This window comes from Corynebacterium sp. LaCa_205, from assembly GCF_057458085.1.
In genome coordinates, this window is the sequence record NZ_CP190931.1 from 1,071,328 (window position 1) to 1,092,309 (window position 20,982).

General features: G+C 56.6%; 15 protein-coding genes and 3 tRNA genes. 11 read left to right on the forward strand and 7 right to left on the reverse strand.

Annotated features, from left to right (window positions below; translation table 11 throughout):
* Window positions 1-17: 17 nt before the first annotated feature.
* Window positions 18-2,459 (reverse strand): choice-of-anchor M domain-containing protein, encoded by a 2,442-nt coding sequence (locus tag ACP8J1_RS05260; RefSeq protein ID WP_023021687.1) that lies wholly within the window; start codon window positions 2,457-2,459, stop codon window positions 18-20.
* A 232-nt stretch (window positions 2,460-2,691) separates the two neighbouring features.
* On the opposite strand from ACP8J1_RS05260, the gene gltX reads away from it, so the two are divergent.
* From gltX to ACP8J1_RS05280, 4 genes are all read left to right on the forward strand, one after another.
* Window positions 2,692-4,185: a glutamate--tRNA ligase gene (gene gltX, locus ACP8J1_RS05265; RefSeq protein WP_023021686.1), complete on the forward strand. Its 1,494-nt coding sequence runs from the start codon at window positions 2,692-2,694 to the stop codon at window positions 4,183-4,185.
* Window positions 4,186-4,430: 245 nt separating this feature from the next.
* Window positions 4,431-4,502, forward strand: a tRNA-Gln gene (locus ACP8J1_RS05270).
* 39 nt (window positions 4,503-4,541) lie between these two features.
* Window positions 4,542-4,614 (forward strand) — tRNA-Glu (locus ACP8J1_RS05275).
* 689 nt (window positions 4,615-5,303) lie between these two features.
* Window positions 5,304-5,379 (forward strand) — tRNA-Glu (locus ACP8J1_RS05280).
* A gap of 293 nt (window positions 5,380-5,672) precedes the next feature.
* Here ACP8J1_RS05280 and ACP8J1_RS05285 read toward each other — a convergent pair.
* The 4 genes from ACP8J1_RS05285 to ACP8J1_RS05300 form a co-directional block, all read right to left on the reverse strand.
* A complete protein-coding gene (locus tag ACP8J1_RS05285) occupies window positions 5,673-7,880 on the reverse strand; it encodes a YhgE/Pip domain-containing protein (RefSeq protein WP_023021685.1) in 2,208 nt (735 codons plus the stop codon).
* 3 nt (window positions 7,881-7,883) lie between these two features.
* Window positions 7,884-10,535, reverse strand: a complete 2,652-nt coding sequence (locus ACP8J1_RS05290) for a YhgE/Pip domain-containing protein (protein ID WP_486697272.1) — start codon at window positions 10,533-10,535, stop codon at window positions 7,884-7,886.
* Between the two features lie 216 nt (window positions 10,536-10,751).
* On the reverse strand, window positions 10,752-11,045 hold the full coding sequence (locus ACP8J1_RS05295; protein WP_023021683.1) for a hypothetical protein: 294 nt from the start codon (window positions 11,043-11,045) through the stop codon (window positions 10,752-10,754).
* 190 nt (window positions 11,046-11,235) lie between these two features.
* The gene (locus ACP8J1_RS05300) at window positions 11,236-11,919 is read right to left on the reverse strand and encodes an IclR family transcriptional regulator (RefSeq protein ID WP_034656457.1); all 684 of its coding nucleotides are present in this window, start codon (window positions 11,917-11,919) and stop codon (window positions 11,236-11,238) included.
* 52 nt (window positions 11,920-11,971) lie between these two features.
* Here ACP8J1_RS05300 and leuC point away from each other — a divergent pair, with 52 nt between their 5' ends.
* The 3 genes from leuC to ACP8J1_RS05315 all read left to right on the forward strand — a co-directional run bounded on the left by leuC (window position 11,972) and on the right by ACP8J1_RS05315 (window position 15,085).
* A complete protein-coding gene (leuC, locus tag ACP8J1_RS05305) occupies window positions 11,972-13,393 on the forward strand; it encodes a 3-isopropylmalate dehydratase large subunit (RefSeq protein ID WP_023021681.1) in 1,422 nt (473 codons plus the stop codon).
* Window positions 13,394-13,414: 21 nt separating this feature from the next.
* Window positions 13,415-14,005, forward strand: coding sequence for a 3-isopropylmalate dehydratase small subunit (gene leuD / locus ACP8J1_RS05310; RefSeq protein ID WP_023021680.1), 591 nt, complete (start codon window positions 13,415-13,417; stop codon window positions 14,003-14,005).
* A gap of 201 nt (window positions 14,006-14,206) precedes the next feature.
* Window positions 14,207-15,085, forward strand: coding sequence for a hypothetical protein (locus ACP8J1_RS05315; RefSeq protein ID WP_023021679.1), 879 nt, complete (start codon window positions 14,207-14,209; stop codon window positions 15,083-15,085).
* A 104-nt stretch (window positions 15,086-15,189) separates the two neighbouring features.
* Here ACP8J1_RS05315 and ACP8J1_RS05320 read toward each other — a convergent pair whose 3' ends face one another.
* Window positions 15,190-16,188, reverse strand: a complete 999-nt coding sequence (locus ACP8J1_RS05320; RefSeq protein ID WP_023021678.1) for an NUDIX hydrolase — start codon at window positions 16,186-16,188, stop codon at window positions 15,190-15,192.
* Between the two features lie 162 nt (window positions 16,189-16,350).
* Here ACP8J1_RS05320 and ACP8J1_RS05325 point away from each other — a divergent pair, with 162 nt between their 5' ends.
* Window positions 16,351-17,349 carry an NAD(P)H-dependent glycerol-3-phosphate dehydrogenase gene (locus tag ACP8J1_RS05325; RefSeq protein ID WP_023021677.1) on the forward strand — a complete coding sequence of 333 codons (999 nt, stop codon included), beginning with the start codon at window positions 16,351-16,353 and terminating at the stop codon, window positions 17,347-17,349.
* 22 nt (window positions 17,350-17,371) lie between these two features.
* Window positions 17,372-18,433: a D-alanine--D-alanine ligase family protein gene (locus ACP8J1_RS05330; RefSeq protein ID WP_023021676.1), complete on the forward strand. Its 1,062-nt coding sequence runs from the start codon at window positions 17,372-17,374 to the stop codon at window positions 18,431-18,433.
* A 14-nt stretch (window positions 18,434-18,447) separates the two neighbouring features.
* Here the strand turns inward: ACP8J1_RS05330 and ACP8J1_RS05335 are convergent, their stop codons facing one another.
* Window positions 18,448-19,347, reverse strand: coding sequence for a DUF3515 domain-containing protein (locus tag ACP8J1_RS05335; RefSeq protein ID WP_023021675.1), 900 nt, complete (start codon window positions 19,345-19,347; stop codon window positions 18,448-18,450).
* On the opposite strand from ACP8J1_RS05335, the gene ACP8J1_RS05340 reads away from it, so the two are divergent.
* Entirely contained in the window at window positions 19,295-20,332 is a 1,038-nt protein-coding gene (locus tag ACP8J1_RS05340; protein WP_084279120.1) for a thiamine-phosphate kinase, read from the forward strand. The two genes, ACP8J1_RS05335 and ACP8J1_RS05340, sit on opposite strands and share 53 nt — an antisense overlap.
* A 2-nt stretch (window positions 20,333-20,334) precedes the next feature.
* On the forward strand, window positions 20,335-20,973 hold the full coding sequence (locus tag ACP8J1_RS05345; protein ID WP_023021673.1) for a uracil-DNA glycosylase: 639 nt from the start codon (window positions 20,335-20,337) through the stop codon (window positions 20,971-20,973).
* Window positions 20,974-20,982 lie beyond the last annotated feature (9 nt).

The window sequence follows — 20,982 nt, forward strand, 5'->3', positions numbered from 1 at the left end:
GGTGGGGTAGAAGAGGCTTAGAAGTTGAGACCGAAGCGTTTGCGGATGAGGTCCTCGTTATCGCGGAAGAAGTTATAAAAGGCCTTGAAAACCACCACGAGAACCGCTGGGAGGACCAGGCTCCACGGGCTAAATGAGGAACCTGTCGGCTCTTCTGGCCTACCGGGGTGAGCTGGCTTGTCCGGCGTATCTGGGGTGGATGGTTGGGTGGAAGGCTTCTGGGAAGGCTCCGCGGAAGGCCTATCCGTCGGACTTTCGCTGGGCTCTCCGCTCCCAGAGGTGCCCGGCGCGCGGAAGGAACAGGAATCCAACGTCTTATCGCCCACGGCAAAGGTGAGGGTTTGGGGCGCGGACTTTAGCTCCTTGCCGTCTGTGCCCGTGGCCGTATAGGTGGCCTCAAAGGTGTACAAGCCAGGCTTGGAAAAGGCCCAGTGCGTATGGGTATGGGCCGGAAAGTTGGTTTCGATGGTGTAGTCTTTAGCCGCAGAATTGGCGAGGACCGAAAAGCCCTTACCATGGGTGCCATCGATGAATGCGCCCCACTCGGCGCCGTCCGGCGTGGAGGTGGGCTTCAAGTTGAGGTTGACGGCATTGTCCTTGGTTAAGGAATAGTCCAGATCCTGGGTGTTATAGCCTGGCCAAATGATGTTTTGGTCCTGGGTTTGCGGCAGGTGATAGAAGCGCTCACCGGGCTTTCCTAGAAAATCAAACTCCTTGCCCGCGAGCTTCTTATTGCGTGGGGTAAGAGCATTATCGTGTACACCGAGTACAACATCATCGAGTTTGCGGTCAACAGATTTCTTGTCTACCTGCGCCGTGTCATCGCGCAGAACGGTTGCAAAGCCTCCCTCGGCAGGCTGGGCCTTGATATCTACATGCCCACGGTCTAATAGGTACTTGTCGCTGCATTGTGCATTGCCGGTTTGCGGTTTTTCGGTGCCTGGCTGCGGCGCTGAAGACGGAGTACCTTGCTCGCCGGGAGTAGTCTCCGGTTCGTCAGTGGAAGTAGAAAACTTCCCATTGACTTCATAATTTTCGCCGAAAGCAAAGGACTCGGTGATTACGCTGCTGGCATGTCCGGCCTTCAGAGTGGAATGGGGGAAGAGGTCAACCTTGGCAAAATAGCCCTTGAAGTACTCGCCCTCATCAAAGGAGACCTCGCCGTGGCCATTAGTAATAGGGGTTTCCAGATCCACGGTGGGGTATTTCGCCCCTTTGGTGTCATAGAGCCCGCCGGTGAGTAGGCCGTTGAAGTTTTTATCTTCGGTATCCACCACGATCTTGGTGCCGCCATCGCCCTGCTTGCGCATGCGGATGGTGTAGCCCAGTTCCTTTAGCTCGGTTTCCTGGGTGGGGGCAAGCTGGCGCGGCTGGGAGGTTTCCTGCCACGAATCAGCGGCGGCAGAAGAATCGGTGTGGCTGGATTTACCGGGTTGGAAGTCAAGAGGTTGGGATATCCAGCGTGGGGCATCACCCTCTGAGGTAAATACAGCCTGCACCTGGGAAGGGTCGGGGCCCATGTATTCGTCCCACTGAGCATGCCCATCCTTAACGGGAAGGTCGGTGAGGAAGTAGCCGTCGATAAGCAGCGTAAGGGTGCCTTGCGCCTTGTTCTTGGCATCGAAAGAGATGGTGGTGAGCTTGTCATCACCGTCTTTTTCGGGATTGGACTTCGGCGCCATGCGCAGGCTGTAGCCTGCAGCAGCGGCGTTACCGGCTGCGGATTGTGCGAAGCGTTCCTTGAGGCTCGGCGTCTTTTCTTCTTTGGGTTTCTGCCCGCCCACTTGGATGGTGGTGGTCTGTGGCTCATTGGCTATGAGCTGGCCGTCCCTTCCGCGCGCACTAGTGCGGTAGGTCAGGCGGTATCGTCCGGGCTTGGTAAACAGCGTGGAGTTGTGCGTATGCGTGCCGGCAACAAGGTAAGCAGAGTGCGGCGAATCCGGGAAGGAACCGAGCATGCGGTGCAGCTGGGTGCCGGCCTCATCATCTTTATTGGTAAAAAGCTCTACCTCGCCGGGGCCATCGACGCTGAGCAAATCAAGGAACGCGACCCCGTCACGGAATTTGTCCGTGGGCAAGGAGGTATCGGCGCCAAAGCCCAGCCAAATGGGCGAAGTATTGCCGGATACTTGGTGCGGCGCTGTGTAGTAGGTCGTACCAGGTGCCCCAATGTAGTCTTGGGTCCCGTTTGCCGGAAGCGTATAGAGATACTGGTTGCTGTTATCCGTGGCGCTGTAGCCCTTGCCCACCCAGGCAACGGTGTCGGCTATCGGGGGCTCTTGACCGCCAAACTCGGATTTCAGGACGAAATCGTTGTTCTCCCAGAAAGACTTGGGGGAGTCAACGTGGGTATTGGTAGCGATGTGCTTGCCATCATCCGGGCCCGCGACAGCCGTGGCGGGAGTGATTAGCGCCAACGTGCTCAGCGTGGCAAGGAAACGGGTGTGTGGGGAAGCCACAGTTGGGAAGGCCTTTCTACAGTTCTCACAAGTTCACCAGAAACTATAGAAAATGATTCCCATAACCTGTTAGCCCTAATGGAAGTCAGTTTCATTGACCTGTGGTTTTGTAGTGAAACCTGTTTCCAATTACCCCAATTTGCGTGTAGGAATAAACTGCAAACCGCTACGCGCCGGGCAGGTTTCAGGGGCGCCTGGGCTGGTGCGGACTGGAATCGGCGGCTCCACTACGATGGTGGGCATGACTGAAGTACGCGTTAGATTCTGTCCATCCCCAACCGGCACACCGCACGTAGGCATGGTGCGCACCGCACTATTCAACTGGGCCTACGCCCGTCATACCGGCGGAAAGCTGGTATTTCGCATCGAGGACACCGATGCCGCCCGTGACTCTGAAGAGTCCTACCAGGCCATCATTGATTCCCTGACCTGGCTCGGGCTGGGCTGGGATGAGGGCATCAATGTCGGTGGCCCGCACGAGCCTTACCGTCAGTCCCAGCGCATGGACATCTACAAGGAAGTCCTAGACAAGCTCATCGAAGGTGGCTTTGTCTACCCGGCATATTCCACCGCCCAAGAGGTAGAGGAGCGCCACAAGGCGGCTGGCCGTGACCCGAAGTTGGGCTATGACAACTTTGACCGTGATCTCACCCAGGAGCAGATCGACGCTTTTGAGGCCGAAGGCCGCAAGCCGGTGTGGCGCCTACGCATGCCGGATCAGGACTGGACCTGGACTGACTTGGTCCGCGGGGAAATGACCTTCAAGTCTGAAACCCAGCCGGATTACGTGGTTGCTCGTTCCAACGGTGCGCCGCTCTACACCCTGGTTAACCCGGTGGATGATGCCCTAATGCGCATCACCCATGTGCTGCGCGGTGAAGATCTGCTGTCTTCTACTCCGCGGCAGCTCGCGCTTTACGACGCCCTGCAGAAGATCGGCATTGCCGAGTTTACTCCAGAGTTTGGTCACCTACCGTTCGTGATGGGCGAGGGTAATAAGAAGCTCTCTAAGCGTGATCCGCAGTCCAACCTGTTCAACCACCGTGATAATGGCATTATCCCGGAGGGCATGCTTAACTATCTCTCCCTGCTAGGGTGGTCGCTGTCTGCAGACCAGGATATTTTCAGCATGGAAGATTTGGTGAAGAACTTTGATGTCCACGATGTGCTGGGGAATCCGGCCCGCTTTGATCAGAAGAAGCTCGAGGCTATCAATGCCGACCATATCCGCCAGCTGGAACCAGAAGAGTTTGCCTTCCGTCTGCGCAACTACCTGACGGAATACACCGACTTTCCGGCCGACTATGACGGCGAGAAATTTGCCTTCGCGGCAGATCTGGTACAGACCCGTATCAAGACGCTTTCCGATGCTTATGGCCTCATGAGCTTCTTGGTTACCCCAGATGCGGAACTTCAACTCGATGAGAAGGCAGCGAAGAAGAACCTCAAGGAAGAGGCCGTGCAGCCTCTGGAGGTAGGTATTGAAACCCTCGAAGGCGTTGCCGAGTGGAAGACCGAGAATATCGAGGCGGCCCTTTCCCAGGCGCTTATTGAAGACCTAGAGCTGAAGCCTCGTAAGGCTTATGGTGCGCTGCGCGTAGCTATTTCTGGTGCCCAGGTTTCCCCACCGCTCTTTGAGTCCATGGAGCTGCTGGGTAAGGAATCTACCTTGGCCCGCCTGCGTGCCGCACGCGAGGTGACTCCCTACGTCCCGGCGGCGCAGTAGGTAACGCTGCGGCAAGCGCTGCAGTCAACGCTGGGATTAAGAACTCCTCTCGCGTTAGCGCGGTGGATGACGGCTGAACTACAGCACTGTCATTCACCGCATTTTTAATGCCGCCTTTATGGGCTGAAAAGCGTTATGCGCTGGCGATTTGGCAGTTTACGCGAAGATCATTATAGTTATTACACGTTGCAGCGAGCAAGGGAGAACGGCTGAAAGGCAGTTAGCTTCCCTAGCGAGTTAGCAAATGGCCTATGGTGTAATTGGCAACACAGCGGTTTCTGGTACCGCCATTCTAGGTTCGAGTCCTGGTAGGCCAGCAGTGAAAATGCTTTAAACGGCAGGCTCACTAGTTCTATGCCCCGTTCGTCTAGCGGCCTAGGACGCCGGCCTCTCACGCCGGTAACACGGGTTCAAATCCCGTACGGGGTACAAAGACCTCCAGCTTAGCGCTGGAGGATTTTTCATATCCGAGTCGGTATCCTTTCGGGGCTTAAAGGGGAAGGTATCGATTGTGAGGTGCCGTCTAAAGGCCACGTGGAGATGTGGTCAAGCATGGGGGACTGGTTATAACCTAACCCCGGACCATTGGTAGCTTTCGCGCAGGCAGCGACGCGTCGCCGATAAGACCAGGGTTAAGACCACCGCGAAGTTGTGCAAACCCCTTCCAGTCCTGCAAGTACAGGCATAGACTGCAAGTACAGCAGAAAACAGACAGAAAGGAGAGCGGGTGACAGAAATCGAAACGCACCACAGCGAAGGCGCACAGGCCGAAAGCATAGCCAGGTAGTAACGCTATAATCCACAACTTCCTTCCCACCAACATTTGTACGAAGTATAGGAGCCTGCAGTATATGCACTTCGACGCACAGCGCCATCCCGAGTCCTACTAGCACAGCGTTCTCGGCCACGGACTATCCACAGATTGCTTGCGGAATAACCACTGATTCGATCCGCACCCCGGCCACGAAGAACCCTCACTGCAGTAAAGACTCGGGACCCTTTTCGTTTTCCTAGCCTCCGCCCTCAAAACCGCCCCTAAGCGTGCGATTTGTGCTCGGTTAACCCATCGTTTACTCTTAACAAGTCCGCAACGCACAGTGTGTGATTGCTGCGAACGCGCCCCGTTCGTCTAGCGGCCTAGGACGCCGGCCTCTCACGCCGGTAACACGGGTTCAAATCCCGTACGGGGTACCAATACCAAACTGCGAGCCTCATGGCTCGCAGCTTTTTGTTTTCCCTAGCTCCCCCAAAAGCGCATTCCTTGAGACTGTTGGGGCATATAAGTCGGCCTTTCAGGCGCCTGTATTCTTCAATTCTCGCTCGATTCTCGTCGAACGCCCTAACAGTGCAGCAAGCGGCGTTGCACCTCCCTACAGTGAGTTCTGAGTGGTCAGCTGCGCCCTGCGCTAGACCGCAGCAAGAAAGAAGCCCAACGGGCCGTGAAACGGCTCGCTGGGCTGTGTAAGGAGGGCGTCGCCAAGCGCTGGCTATGCCATCACCTTTGTCTTCTTAATCGCCTTTTGTAGGCGCTTATGATAGGCGTCCATGGCGCGGCGGATAAGGAGTCCGACGACCAATGCCGGGATGGTAAACAACAGCAGCATGCCCAGCTCACGCCAAATATCGCCATGGTAGATGCCCGCGATGGCGCTGCGGAAGGCATCGATAGCATAAGTAGCTGGCAACCAAGGGCTCACGTTCTGGAACCATTCAGGCAGCAATGGCAACGGGTAGGCGCCGCCGGAACCAGACACTTGTATCACAAGCAGCAATACCGCCAAGGCCTTGCCGGCACTATCGAGTGTGATGACCAGTGAGTAAATGATCAACATGAATACCAGCGAAACTACCCATGCTGCGAACATGAGCATGAATGGATGTGCAGGCTCGATTTGGACGAAGAAAATGAGGCTAAGCACCACCAAGGTGGCTTGAGCCAGACCGACCAACGCAAGCGTGGCAAAGCGACCGAAGAATGCCTGGCCACGGGTGAAATCGCTTTCGTCGTACTTTCCGTTCTCGTCTTTTCGCAAGTACTTGCGCTCGGCGTTGGTATGGACCAGCACGCACGCCAAGAGGGCACCTACCCACAGCGACAAGGTGAGGTAGAACGGTGTCATGCCTACGCCGAAGGCGGCCACAGGATAGACCGGTTCACGGTCCACAGCCACAGGAGCAGCAATGCGGGAGGCGAGCAGCTCTGGGTCAGAGCCAACGATATCGGCCAGTTTGCTTAGGTCGCCGCCATGGCGAACCTCGTCGATCTTGCGTCCCATGTCCGCGAAACGGCCGCTTTGCTCCCGCAGGGTGTCAGCGAGGCCAGCAGTAGTATCGCGGGCGCGGGCCAGGCTTTGTTGTGGTGACTCGTTATTGCGAGAAACCGAGTCGCGAATACCAGCTATGTCCTGCTTAACAGCATCAATATCGCCGGCCACCACAGAGACGCTTTGGTTGAGCTGATCCAGCTGGGGCTTGAGGTTCTCGTTATAGGAAGTGCGCGCCTTCTCTGCGGCGTGCTTCGCATTGGCGATGGCATCCTTGGTGCGCTGGCGCGATTCTTGCGAGGTACCACGGCCCTGCTCAATATCATCGGCGGTCGAAACCAACGAATCATGTAGCGCGTTGCTCTGGGCGATAGAAGCATCAATCTGGCCCATCAACGCCTTATAGCCGCCAGCGACTGGAGCCGGCAGCGCCGCTTTATCGGCTTGCTCCTTGATGGAAGCGCGTACGCCCTCAAAGGCGCTCGTTTGCTCATCTACACGCTCAGCTGCGGTGCGGTAGGTCTGCGCCGTTTGTGCGGTGGCGTTACTTGCGTTATTGAGCAACTCATCCACCTGGGCAGAAAGCGCATCGTAGCTTTGCGTAGTAGCCGCTAAGGAAGCGTCTAATGAACCTGCAGAGTCATTGAGGGTGGAGCGCAGAATGTCGATGGGGTTTTCGCCTTGGGCATTGTCCGTCTCCGTGGCCTGGCGGCCGGCCTCGGCGAGGATATTATCCGCTGCCTGCGTAAGCGGCAGGGTGGAATCGACAAGATTGCTTAGTGCACCTACGGTTCCTGAAGCCGCATCGAGGCGAGTGCTGACATTATTGATGCGGTTGTGAAGGTTATTGAGTGCCGTCTGGGTGTCGTCTTCGTTGAGGTATTTATCTAAATCGGATACGACGCCGAGGCCAACATTGGACACCACGCGGGTGAAGGACTCGTCGATTTTTTGAATGACGCCGTCCGCACTCTTTTGCGTGATGGTGGTAGACAGCGCGTTCTTCTTCTCATTGGTATAGAGATTGAGCTTGCTGGGCTCGGTTCCTTCTACATAAAAGGTAAGCAGATCCGCGCTGAAATCCTTTGGCAGGACGATGCCGGCATAGTATTCACCGGATTTTGTTCCCTCGACCGCATCGGCGCTGTCGGTAATGACCCAATCAATATCGTGATTGCGGCTGAGCTGCGAGAGTACTTCATCGCCCAAATTAAGCTTCAATGAGGCTAGGTCGCTTTCGTGTCCCTCATCTTCGCTGGCAACAGCAATCTTGAGCTGGTTGGTATTGGAAAAAGGATCCCAGCTGGCGAGCACGTTGAAGGAGGTAAAAAGCAATGGAATGATAGCAAGACCGAAGATAATGACTGCCGTCATGACATTGGTGCGAATGGCGTGGAGGTCATCGCGGAGAATGGTCAGAACGTTTTTCATGACTTACTCGCCGCCCTTTCCGGAGTCATCGCCTTCAACGGCGGGTATTTCTTTGGTCTCGGTGGTATCAGCAGGTGCGGATTCCTCGTCCAAATCTTCCAGGAGGTAGCGGTTTGGATGTTCCTGCTGGTGCTCGAGGTGCTCCTGGATTTCCTCGTCGCTAAGATCCGCCAGGCGGTTATCATGTGCGATGCTCTGCTTGACGTACTCGAGGGAACAGATAACACCCACCGCGATGAGCGTAGCCAGGCAGGCCAGGCCGAAGATGATGGCCTTTTCTCCAGGGTTAATGCGTGAGTAGATACCCAAAGCGACAACCAGCGCCAGGCCCACCGCCACGGTGATTTTCATCAACTGAGAGTAGTTCCTGCGCGCCATGCCCCACTTATTCTCAAGGCTTTGTTGATAAGCCTCGCGGTCGTTCAAGGCATAGAGGAGATCGGTGAAACGGTAGCGGCTTCCTACAAGGTGGACCTGTTCATTGATAACCAATCCACCCTTGCGCAGTTCGTCGTTGACCAACATATTGACGTTGGACAAGCCACGGCGCATCACCGAACCGATGAGGTAAGCAATCGCCGCCATGCCGATGAGGGCGCAGAGATCACGCGCGTAATGGTTACCGTAGAAACCTCCGACGGTTTCTCGCATGGCGTCAATGCCGTATGTAAAGGGGAGGAACGGGTGTACCGCACGGAAGAAATCTGGCGTCATCTCAATCGGGTAGAGGCCGGAAGCGCCAGGAATCTGGATGAAGGCAAAGACCACCGCGATGCCTCGGCCCACGTGGCCAAACGTAGACACCAAGCTATAGGTAATGCTCAGATAGCACAGGCCGATGATGACTGCGGTACCGACATAAGCCACTGCATTGGCATGCTCTACTCCAATGGCAAGGTTGCCGATGGACACGATGAGCGCCTGGGCGATGGCAAAGAAGGAGAGTAGAAGGAAGCGGGCAAAGTACGCCTTGGTGATGGTGAGGTTCTTGCGGCCCTGCGGGTCTACCTCAGCGCGGAAGATGATGAGCAGCATGAAAGCGCCGATCCACAACGTGAGGTTGATAAATAGGGAGGACATGCCGGAGCCATAGTGCTTCACCGGGAAGACGGCGTGGCTTTCCATCTCCGCAGGGGAGGCAAGGAAGGAGGAAACCTCGTCGGTATTGAGGCCCTTGACTGACTGCAGGATGGAATTGTTATTGGCGGTATTACTCAACGCCAGCACGTCGCTGCGGGAGGCCCGGAGTCCCTGTTCAATGCCATCGAGGTCTACAGAAAAGCGCTCGACCACCTGTTGGGCTTGGTTGAGCTGCTTGTCGACGCCGCCTAAGAGCCCATCGGTCTGGCCCACCAGTGCCTTTTGGCTTTCGAGCGAGGCGGAAAGTTTTCCGGTGGTAGCTGTGACGTCGGAAAGCGCGGCATTGAGCTTGGGCATGCCCTCGGCCACATTATCGCGCAGCGCGTGGGAGTCATCGCGCGTTTGGGCAGCCATCTTATCCAGCAGGCTCGTTGTCTTATTGAGCGAATCGATGGTGTCGTTGGTATCGCTGTTGAGAGAGTCCAGGTCACCGAGGACTGCGCGGTTATGATTATTGCGTTCACGCAAATCTCCCACCTGATCCTTAATCTGCTGGGAAACCTGCGGGGGCAGGGCTGGAGATGAGGCGAGCTTATCGAGCTGGTCAATAGCCCGATCCGCTTCACCAACGATGCCTGCTGCGCCAGCAGAAGCAGCATCGACGCGAGTGAGGGCACCGCGTAGCTTGCCAGATACCGAGCCCACGGTAGCGTTGGCAGAAGCAGTGCCGTCTGCCAACGCGGTCGTTCCTTCCACATAAGCGGCCGTGGCGTCATCGGAGAAGGAAGTGACCTCGCGCTGGACCTCAGCGGTAATGGAATTAACTTCGTTCAACGCGGTCTGCGCGTCATCGACGGTCTGTTGGACCGTGCCGAGTGATTCGCGGGCTTGCGCGATAGTCGGGCGTGCGTCATCGATGGTGGCGTGAACGTCGGCCAACTGGCTGCGCGAGTTGGCTACAGTGTCTGCGGTTTCCGAAAAAGAATCCGCGGTATCGCCCGCGGTACGGTTAATCTTCTGGCTTAAATCACCACCGGAATTTTTAAGCTCCGTCGCCACTGAATCTGCCACTTGCTCATTGAAAGTAGTGCTAATAGTGGTATCCAGAGTCGAAGCACCGGTATCAGTAATCTTCGGCGCGATTGCATTGAGCTTTTCGTTAACGTGGTATTCGAGCGTGGGCTGAGAATACGTACCTTTAAACAGGCTGACGAAATCGGCCGAGAAGTCCTCGGGCACTATTACCGAGGCGAATACGTCGCCCTTCTTAACGGCGTCCTCGGCTTCTTGCCTGTCCATGAATTGCCAGCCAAGCCTGTCGTTATCATGCAGCTTGTCAATCATTTGTCCGCCGACGTCTAAGTGGCCGGTCATCTCCGAGGTGGCGCCCTTGTCCTCATTTACAACGGCGACCTTGAGGTGTTCTGTGTTTCCGTAGGGATCCCAGAAACCGGAGATGTTTACCCAGGAATACAGGGCTGGGGTGATCATCAAACCAATAAGGATCACCCAGACCTGCGGGGTCCGCCACAAGCGGACAAAATCTTGGAGAAAAATCTTCCAACTAGTAATCACTCGAAGAACCGTAGCACCCAACCGGAAAGAACTAATAGTCTGACTGTCAGTTTTAACAGAAATGAGAGAGTGTGTCCTGTCGAGCTCGCAGATATGTTTCTGGTGTGAATTTCGGGGCGCTCTTTAGCGGAAGGGTAGACATAGAAATGGCCGCCGGGACCCACAAGGTGAAGGGCCGAGGCGGCGCATAATGAGGGGCTAAGCCCCGAGCTGCAACTAGTGCTCGTCGTAGTGATCGCCGTGTGCGGCGTGGCGGTGGCCGTCGTGCAGATAGTCCACATGGTCGCCGTGCGGGATAGCTACGTGGCCGCAGCCTTCACCATGAGTGTGGTCGGTGTGAGCCTCGGCTTCTACGTGCTCGGTGGTCTCGCACTCGTCCCAGTGGCCATCGTGCTCACGGTGGATATGACCTTCGTGGAGGTAGTCGGTGTGGTCGCCGTGTGGGAAGGATACGTGGCCGCAATCGGTGCCGTGGGTGTGGGTGTGGTTCTCGTGGGTGGTGTGGGTCATGATGACTGGTCCTTTCTGGCGGGGATTAGTCCCCGTTGTTTTCAACGTATTTTCATTAAATCGTATTTTCAGTTTGGTTTCAATAGCTGGCGGCGAGTTTCCTCAAATTTTTTTAAATGAGTAGAAAAAGGCAATGCCCGTCTCTGCAAGGATTGGGCAGAGACGGGCATGGTGGGGGGCGAGGGGAAGCTTAAAGCTGGCTGCTCAATTCGCGAGCGGCTGCCGTGAGGGTATCCGCGTACTTTTGGGCGGGTGATGGCTGGAAGCGCTCGACAGATCCGGAAATGGACAAGACTGCCAGGAAAGTTCCGGCTTCGTCGAAAACCGGTGCAGAAATAGAGGCTAGCCCGGCTTCGCGTTCTTCAATGGACTCCGAATACCCTTGGCTCCTTGCCGCTTCGATGTCCTGGAGAGTAAACGAGGCGTCTTCGATATTGACCTCTACATAGGCGGCAATGATGCGCGCTGCGGATCCGGAGCTAAGTGGTAGCTGGCGTCCGACGGGGACGACATTATGAAGGCCAGACTCGGGTTCCCTAGTGGCAATACAGGTGCGGGTATTTCCAGTGACCTCGTAAAGCTGGATGGACTCGCCGGTGTCTTCGCGCAGCTTCTCCATAATTGGACCCGCCACTTCCAGTAGGTGGTCACGGTTGCCAGGGAGGGCTGGACCGGCCTTCCACTTTCCTTCGGGGGTGCGAACGAGGATGCGGTGCGCTTCCAGTGCGGTGGCTAGCCGGTGTGCCGTCGCCCGAGGTAGGCCCGTGGTTTCACATAGTTCGTTGAGGGTGGAGGGGTGGTTGGCGGCGGCCATCATGATGGCCATTGCTCGATCCAACACTTTAATTCCGGAAACTGCGCTATACTCTCCCATACAATGAAATCTACGTCCCAAATTATGAGATTTCAAGTGTGGAGAGATGTTTATGAACCAGAAGCTGACATTGGCGGAAAAAGTGTGGCGCGATCACGTCGTCCAACCCGGTGATGCTGGGGCACCAGACCTCATCTTTATTGACTTTCAGCTACTACATGAAGTTACCAGTCCACAGGCCTTTGATGGTCTGCGGCTGGCTGGGCGCACACTGCGCCACCCTGAACTGCACTTGGCAACCGAGGACCATAACGTTCCCACGCAAGGCATTAAGTCTGGCAACCTCTTGGAAATCAAGGATGAGGTTTCTCGCACCCAGGTATCGACCCTGCGTAAGAACTGCGAGGAATTTGGTGTGCGCTTGCATTCCATGGGAGATGCACAGCAAGGCATTGTCCATACAGTTGGCCCACAATTGGGTATCACCCAGCCAGGTATGACCATTGTCTGCGGCGACTCGCATACCTCCACCCATGGTGCCTTTGGCTCAATCGCAATGGGCATCGGCACCTCTGAGGTGGAGCACGTCATGGCCACGCAGACGCTTTCCTTGAAGCCTTTTAAAACGATGGCGATTGAGGTGACGGGCGAATTACAAGAGGGAGTCTCCGCCAAAGATCTCATCCTGGCCATAATCGCCAAAATCGGTACCGGCGGCGGACAAGGTCACATCATTGAGTACCGTGGTGAGGCGATCCGCAGGATGTCCATGGAAGAGCGCATGACTATCTGCAATATGTCTATTGAGGCAGGAGCCCGCGCCGGCATGGTCGCCCCAGATGAGACCACCTTTGAATATGTGAAGGGACGCGAGTTTGCTCCCAGCGGGGCGGACTGGGACGCTGCGGTTGACTATTGGAAGACGCTTCCCACCGACGAGGGGGCGGAATTCGATACCGTCGTTGAGATTGATGGTTCTGCCTTGACCCCGTTTGTTACGTGGGGAACCAATCCTGGACAAGGTCTGCCATTAGGGGAGAGTGTTCCAGATCCAGAAGACTGCGGTGACGACAATGAAAAGGCCACTGTAGAAAAGGCCCTCCAATATATGGACCTGCAGCCGGGGACTCCGCTGCGCGATATCAAAATAGATACCGTATTCGTCGGCTCATGCACCAACGCTCGCATTGAAGATTTGCGCGCCGCTGCCGGTGTGGTCAAGGGCCGCACCATCGCCGAAGATACGCGGATGCTGGTAGTGCCGTCTTCAGCAGCTGTCAAGGCCCAAGCAGAGGAAGAAGGCTTAGATGAGATCTTCCGCCAGTTTGGAGCCGAATGGCGTACCGCTGGTTGCTCGATGTGCCTAGGAATGAATCCAGACCAACTAGCGGCGGGAGAGCGCTCAGCTTCAACCTCTAACCGCAACTTCGAAGGCCGACAAGGCCCAGGTGGGCGCACACACCTAGTCTCGCCCCAGGTGGCTGCCGCTACAGCCGTGACCGGATACCTGTCTAGTCCTGCTGACCTGAATTAAGCGCTTAGAAAGGCATTGATAATGGAGAAATTTATAACCCATACCGGAACTGGCGTACCGCTGCGCGTTACTAACGTGGATACTGATCAAATCATTCCGGCGCGCTACCTGAAGTCGGTTAAGCGTACAGGCTTTTCTGAAGGGCTGTTTTCTAATTGGCGCCCCGAAGAAAGCTTCGTGCTTAACCAAGAGCAATTTAAAAATGGGTCGGTGCTTTTTGCAGGAAGAGACTTTGGCACCGGTTCCTCCCGGGAACATGCAGTATGGGCGTTGAGTGAATACGGGTTCCGTGCCGTGTTTTCTTCCCGCTTTGCAGATATCTTCCGCGGTAACGCAGGAAAGTCCGGCCTTCTTACCGGTTTGATGGAACAAGAGGACATCGAGCTTATCTGGAAGCAGCTGGAGTCAGGAGAAACCCAGGTCACCGTTGACTTGGAGGCGCGAACGGTCACGGTGGGAGAAAATACCTACCGCTTTGATATCGATGACTACACCCGTTGGCGGTTGATGGAGGGACTCGATGACATTGGTATCACCCTCCGTAACGAGGACGATATTGCTGACTATGAAAAGCGACGCCCCGGCTTTAAGCCCTCTGTTATCGCCCCATAAATGGGAGCGCGGTTGGGGATGAACTTGCGCCAACACCCCTACAGTCCTTTTTAAAGAAGGGGCGGTGGGGGTGCCGTGCGTTTGGGTATGAGTCTTGAGTACAAACCTTGGGGGAGCCGTGGGGGTACAGATTGGTAACGTAAGGGTAACAATCGCCAGCTCCAGTTTCCTGTAACAGGGTATGCCCCTAGCTTTAGAACTATGAGCAATCCCTATTCGAATAATGATTCCTTTAATTCAGGAAACAATGGTCCAGGTACTCCCGGACCTGCCAGTGAATCTGCGCCGTACGGAAACGGCGCGAACGGCCAACCAGGCTACGGGCAGCAGTACGGTCAGCAACAGTTCGGGCAACCCGGATACGCCGGAAGCACCGACCACGGAGAAGATTCCCTTTTTGGTCGTGACGTAGACGCCATTCAGGTACTCGCGGATAGCTTCCGCTACTTCGGCCGCGGTTGGGCGCAGTGGATTTTCGGTCCACTGGTGCAGATCGTAATTGTCTCCATTCTCTATTTGCTGTTGACCCTCGTCCTAGCAGGCAGCGGTACATCCATTGATGCCCTAGCCAATAGAGGCTCGGGTTCCGATGCCGCACTTACTGGTGGGTTAATTGCGGTAATGCTCTTAGCTATTATCGCCATGTTCCTAGTGTTTATTTGGTCCATTAGCACCTGGTACAAGGCTGCTAATAAACAGGTTGATACCGGGATGCTGGAGATAAAGGACTTTCTGAGCTTTAAAAATGTCGCCGGTCTCATGGCGGTGAATGTGCTTTCGTGGCTGGTTATTTCCCTGGGCTTCGTTCTCCTGATTATTCCGGGACTCTTCGCCGCCTTCTTCTTTACTTGGATGCCGGCTGTTAAGGCCGTACGTCCTGAGCTATCCGTTGGCGAGACCTTTGGGGCTTCCATCGAGGTAGCGAAGAAGAATGTCGGAGTGACCATCTTGGTAGTCGTCCTGAGTGCCGTCCTGTACGCAGTGTTGAGCTTTACCCTAGTCGGCATGTTTGTGTACCCAGCACTGAACACCCTCATTTTGGTCCTCTTCGTCCGTCGCACGCTCGGCTTGCGCGGTTAGAAAACCCCGCAGCCGCACGATAGTTGCGCAAATAAGGCCCTGCTCGTCCACCGCATGAGATGGAAGGCAGGGCCTTAATTGTTGGTCGGCGAGGAACCAGGAAACTAGCGCACCGGCAGTGGGCTAGCCAGATAATCGGCGCCGGTGAGCTCGCCATTGTTGAAAGACAAGACCCACACAGAAGCCTTCTTAAACTTCAGCTTGTCCACCGGCTTTTTCAGGAACTTTGGGGCGAGGTCCTCGATGATGCCGGGGATGGTGCCGCCTTGGCTGACAATAACGGGCACCCCGCCTTCGTTTACCACGCGGTGGAAGGCTTTCTTGGCCGCTTCTGGGTCGTTTTCCCAAGCCTCGTCGCCAAAGTTCTTATTGATGGAGATGTCCTTGCCCAGTTCGTCGGCAAGCGGGGCAGCTGTCTGCTGGCAACGTTGGGGCAGCGCAGAGTAAATGGCAGTGGGCTGATAAGCGCTGAGCATCGGGACCAGCATTTCCGCTTGGCGACGCCCCTTCTTATCAAGCGGCCGCAGGTTATCATCGCCTTCCCAGCTGCCGCTTTCATGCGCGCGTGCGTGGCGCACATAAAGCACGCGGGTAGCGGGCGCGATGCGTAGGCGCTTAGCCGCCTTGGCCACTACCGCGGTATCAACGTCGTAGGACAAAAGGTCTTGCGCCTCGTCGATGGGCAGCCACCGTAGCTCATCGGTTTCACTATTGGCGGAATAGGTTCCGCCCAGGTACTTGGCCACCCAGTAGTAGACCACCTTAGTGCGGCCCTGGACTGGGTACGTTACCTTGCCGATGAGCTTGCCTAGCCGGACGCTGAATCCGGTCTCTTCCAGGATTTCCCTGGCTGCGGTGGTAGGAAGAGACTCGCCGGGATCCACCTTGCCCTTGGGCAGGGACCAATCATCGTAATGGGGGCGGTGGATGAGCGCGATTTCTGGGTCCTGCGGGGACCCGCGCCAGATTACGGCGCCGGCGGCAAGGGTAGTTCGGTGGAATTCCTTGGCAGGGTCCACCGGGATTTCTTGATGGCGACCGGAGATAAATTCCTCGTGCTGTTGATCCTTGTCGGTTTCGTGCATCTTTTTAATATTGGGCATCGTCTGCCTCCACGGGGCCTTTCCACAGTAATCGGGTTTATAGGAACAACGTCTAAGGGACCATTGTCCCACGGGTTAGGCGCGGTGTGCATCCCTGCCACACGGTCGGACAGACATGCTTTAAGGTTGGGGTTATAGATTCGCACATTTGGAGGAAACACCATGGTTAACGTTGCTGTGATGGGTGCTGGTTCTTGGGGAACTACCTTGGCTAAGGTCTTTGCGGATGCCGGAAATGATGTCCGCCTGTGGGCGCGCCGCGCGGAATTGGCGCAGGCCATCAACGAGACCCACACCAATCCGGACTACTTGCCGGATACCCGCCTACCGGCGGCTGTGCGGGCGACTCATGATGAAGTGGAAGCATTGTCATGTGCCGAGGTCGTCGTATTCGGCGTTCCCTCCCAAACCTTGCGCGGCAACGTGGAAAAGTGGGCCCCGCATCTGCCTCAAAACGCGACCTTGGTCTCCATTTCCAAGGGTGTGGAGACCACCACGCTCAAGCGCATGAGCGAGGTCATCATGGATGCGGCGGGAGTGCCAGCAGACCGCGTGGCGGTACTTTCTGGCCCGAACCTGGCTAAAGAGATTGCCGCAGGCCAAGTGGCCGCCACAGTAATCGCCTGCCCAGATGAGGAACGCGCAAAGCGCGTCCAGGCGGCGGTGGCCGCGCCGTACTTGCGCCCGTATACCAACACCGATGTTATTGGTGCGGAAATCGGCGGCGCCTGCAAAAACGTCATCGCATTAGCCTGCGGTATAGCCTCTGGCAAGGGATTAGGCAATAACACCATGGCCACCATCATTACCCGCGGTTTGGCAGAAATTACCCGCCTCGGAGTGGAGTTGGGGGCGGATCCATTTACCTTCTCCGGCTTGGCTGGCTTGGGTGACTTGGTGGCAACATGTACCTCGACATTGTCGCGCAATCGTACTTTTGGCTATCGCCTGGGCCAAGGCGGCACCATTGAAGAGGCCAAGGCCGCCACCAACGGGCAGGTTGCGGAGGGCGTCTACTCCTGTGATTCTATCTACCGCCTAGCCCAGCAGGCAGACGTAGAGATGCCGATTACCCACGCGGTTTATGGTGTCTGCTACGAGGGCATGGCGGTGGAAGATATGATCATCGCTCTGATGGGTCGGTCCAAGAAGTCGGAGTAGGTCAAGGGTAAAATCTGCGGGCATGACTGAAAAGACCCGCGTGGCCGTTATCTATGGCGGCCGTAGCACCGAGCACTCCGTATCCTGCGTCTCTGCAGGTGCGATCATGAATCACCTCGATCCTGAAAAATTCGAGGTGGTGCCTATCGGCATCACCCGCGAGGGCACGTGGACGCCCGGCACCACTGAGGGACTAGAGATTGTCAATGGTGTCATGCCAGAAGTCAGGCGAGGGGCGGAACTAACGCTTTCCCTGGATCCTAATGCCAGGGGCCAGTTCCATAACGTCACCGATGGCACGCTCTTTGCTGAGGTTGATGTGGTATTTCCCATCCTGCACGGGCCCTTTGGTGAAGACGGCACCGTCCAAGGTCTCTTTGAGCTCTCCGGCCTGCCCTATGTCGGGCCGGGCGTATTGGCTTCCTCGGTGGGCATGGATAAGGAATTTACCAAAAAGGTGCTGGCAGCGGCAGGCCTGCCCGTAGCGCCCGAGGTCATTCTGAAGGGTCGTACCGAGCTCAGCGAGGAAGAAAAGCAGCATCTAGGGTTGCCCGTCTTTGTAAAGCCCGCCCGGGGCGGATCATCAATCGGCGTATCCAAAGTGAATAGCTGGGAAGAATTCCCCGCAGCCGTTGACCTTGCTCTAGAAGACGACGAGAAAATCCTGGTGGAGCCAGAAATCGTAGGCCAAGAGGTAGAAATCGGTGTTTTGCACTATGCCGACGGCACACTGTTGGCGTCTGTTCCAGCACTGCTGGCGGGCATTGATGATTCTGACGAGGGCTTTTATGGCTTTGACACAAAGTACCTCGATAATGTGGTTACCGCGGAAATCCCTGCGCCTTTCACGCCTGAGTTGACCGAGAAGCTGCGCGACATGGCTGTTCGCGCATTCGAGGCCCTAAATTGTGAGGGCCTATCCCGGGTGGATTTCTTCGTTACCGAAGATTCCGTGTACATCAATGAAATCAATACTCTGCCGGGCTTTACCCCGATTTCGATGTATCCCCAGGTGCTCGCCGCTTCGGGTGTGGAGTACCCCGCTTTGCTTGAGGCTCTCATTGAGCAGGCGCTAGCAAAGTAGGGACGGAGTACTTTCTACTTTTCAGCGGTGTGCTTGGCAAGCACACCGCCAATCTCCACCAGTGCCGCTTGCGCGGCATCCTGTGGGGCGTGCAGTGCTAGGTAGTTGTCGCGGCCCAGGGCGAACCACGTGCCGGCTGTGGTGCCATGGGCCAAGGTGGTGTCCTCGAACCACGGAATCTCGTTGACTTGCTGCAGCTTGACCCCAGCACGATAGTTTTCGGGCTTGGCCACACCGCAACGGGCCACGATGTCTTCGCGGCCATCGGCGCTCCACACAAAGGTATTCTTCTCCGCAACCTCGCGGCGGTGGTAGCCTTCGGCCACCGAATCAGGCAGGGCCTTTTCTATATCGGCGCACCTTTGGTCATCGCCCGCCTTGAGCTCCTTGAGCGGAGCCTTATGAGCGGGGGCAGGCTTTTCTTTGAGTGCTGAGAGGGCGTCGTTAAGCTCGCCCGGCTCGGCGTCGGTGGGGGCAGTAACGGCGACGATAGGGAAGCGCTGCGCCGCATACCAGGTGGTTAGGTTGGATCCCGGCGTGGCATCGCGCACCTTGTACCACTTTTCTCCCTCTAGGTCTTGGGTCTGGGCATACTCGGTGTACTGGAAAGGCATGTCCACGCCGCAGCGCACGGTGACCTTATCCTCAGAGTTAGCTGCCCATGCAGCGACACCGGAGGGCACAGGCTCGGCAATGTCTGCGCGCGGCTTATCCATGACCTTATCCGGCAGGGAGTCGATAAAGCTATGGCAGGCTTGTGAATCTGCTTCCTTGGATTCCACGGGGGAGACCGCCACGGGTGCTTTGGCGATGTTATTGAATACGTACTTTGCGCCGAAGAGGACCGCCAGAACCATCACTATGGACAACCCAAGTGAAATGAAGATCGCGGTGCGGTTAAATTGGGATGTCATAAGGGCTCATAGTATCGAAAGGACGCTGGTGAACTTAACTCAGACTCTCGCAGAGGTGGGAGAACGCAACGCCATTCGGGAAATTACCTCTGTGGCCTCGAGCAGGCTCAACGGAGATGACGCGGCGGTATTGCCTAGCGCACCACCGAATTCCCGCACCGTGGCAGCCACGGATTTGATGGTGGAGGGGCGTCATTTCCTGCGCGAGTGGTCTACCCCGCGCGAGATTGGTAAGAAAGCCATCTTGCGCAACTTCGCCGATGTTGAAGCCATGGGGGCGCGGCCCGTTGCTGCCCTTTTAGCCATCGCCGCGCCCGGTGATACCCCAGTGTCCTTTGTGCGGGGCATCGCTGAGGGCATTGCGGAGCATAGCTCTTTCTATAATGCCGAGTTGGTGGGCGGTGACCTCACGAAGTCTGATCTTTTGGTCATCAACATTTCGGCCGTGGGTTTCCTCGGCGGCAGCCTTCCTGCCCTGACCTTGGACGGTGCGCGGGCAGGCCAGCACGTGGTAGCGCACGGCAAGATCGGCCACTCGGCCGCCGGCCTGGCCTTGTTAGAGCGCTTCGGCCGACAGCTCCCCGCTGGGTACGAGCACCTCCAGCCGCTTATTGACGCCCATTGCGCACCCTGGCTCAATCCTGGCCGCGGTGTCATTGCCCGCGCCGCTGGGGTTACCGCCATGACGGATAACTCCGACGGCTTGATCCAAGACTGCACCACGATGTCTGAACACTCTTGCGTGCATATGGATTTGGATCCGCAGGCTGTGCAGCCGGAAGATTTGCTGTGCCAGGCCGCAGACCTTGTGGACCGTGACCCGTGGGAATGGGTGCTAAGCGGCGGTGAAGACCACACATTAATAGGCACGACCGCGAAAGACACCCCCTCCGGATTCCGGAAAATTGGCACCGTAACTCGGGGCTGCGGGGTTACGGTGGGAGGAAAGACACCGAGCTATCAGAAAGGCTGGCGAAGCTTTTAAATATGCACCCCACCTATCACCCTTCATGGGAGCCGGTGCTGGCGCCGGTAATAGAAGAGCAATGGCCACGGATTTCTCACGCCCTTGAGGGCCAGGAATATCTGCCCCCAGCTGAGGATGTTTGTCGCGCGCTGCGCATGCCACTGGATGAGGTCCGTGTGCTCATCGTGGGCCAAGACCCGTATCCCACCCCAGGGCATGCCATGGGCATGGCCTTTTCTACTCGCCCCGGCGTGAAGCCCCCGCGTTCTTTGGTCAATATTTACCGTGAACTTCACGATGATGTGGGGATCAACGGCCGAGAGGACGGCGATTTGAGTGCTTGGGCTGACCAAGGCGTATTGCTACTTAACAGGGTGCTGACCGTAGCCCCAGGCCAAGCAGGCTCGCACCGTCGCATCGGATGGGAAGAAATCACCGAGGCTGCCATCCGCGCGCTCAACCGCAGCCCCATGGTGGCGATCCTCTGGGGCCGCGATGCGCAAGCGTGTGAGCGCTTTCTTCCCGACGTCCCGTGCATCAAGTCTCCACACCCCTCACCGCTTTCTGCCAGCCGTGGCTTTTTCGGTTCTAGGCCTTTTTCCCGGGCAAACGCCCTTTTGCGGGACCAAGGCGCGCAGGAAATAGACTGGCGCTTGTAAACTATTGCG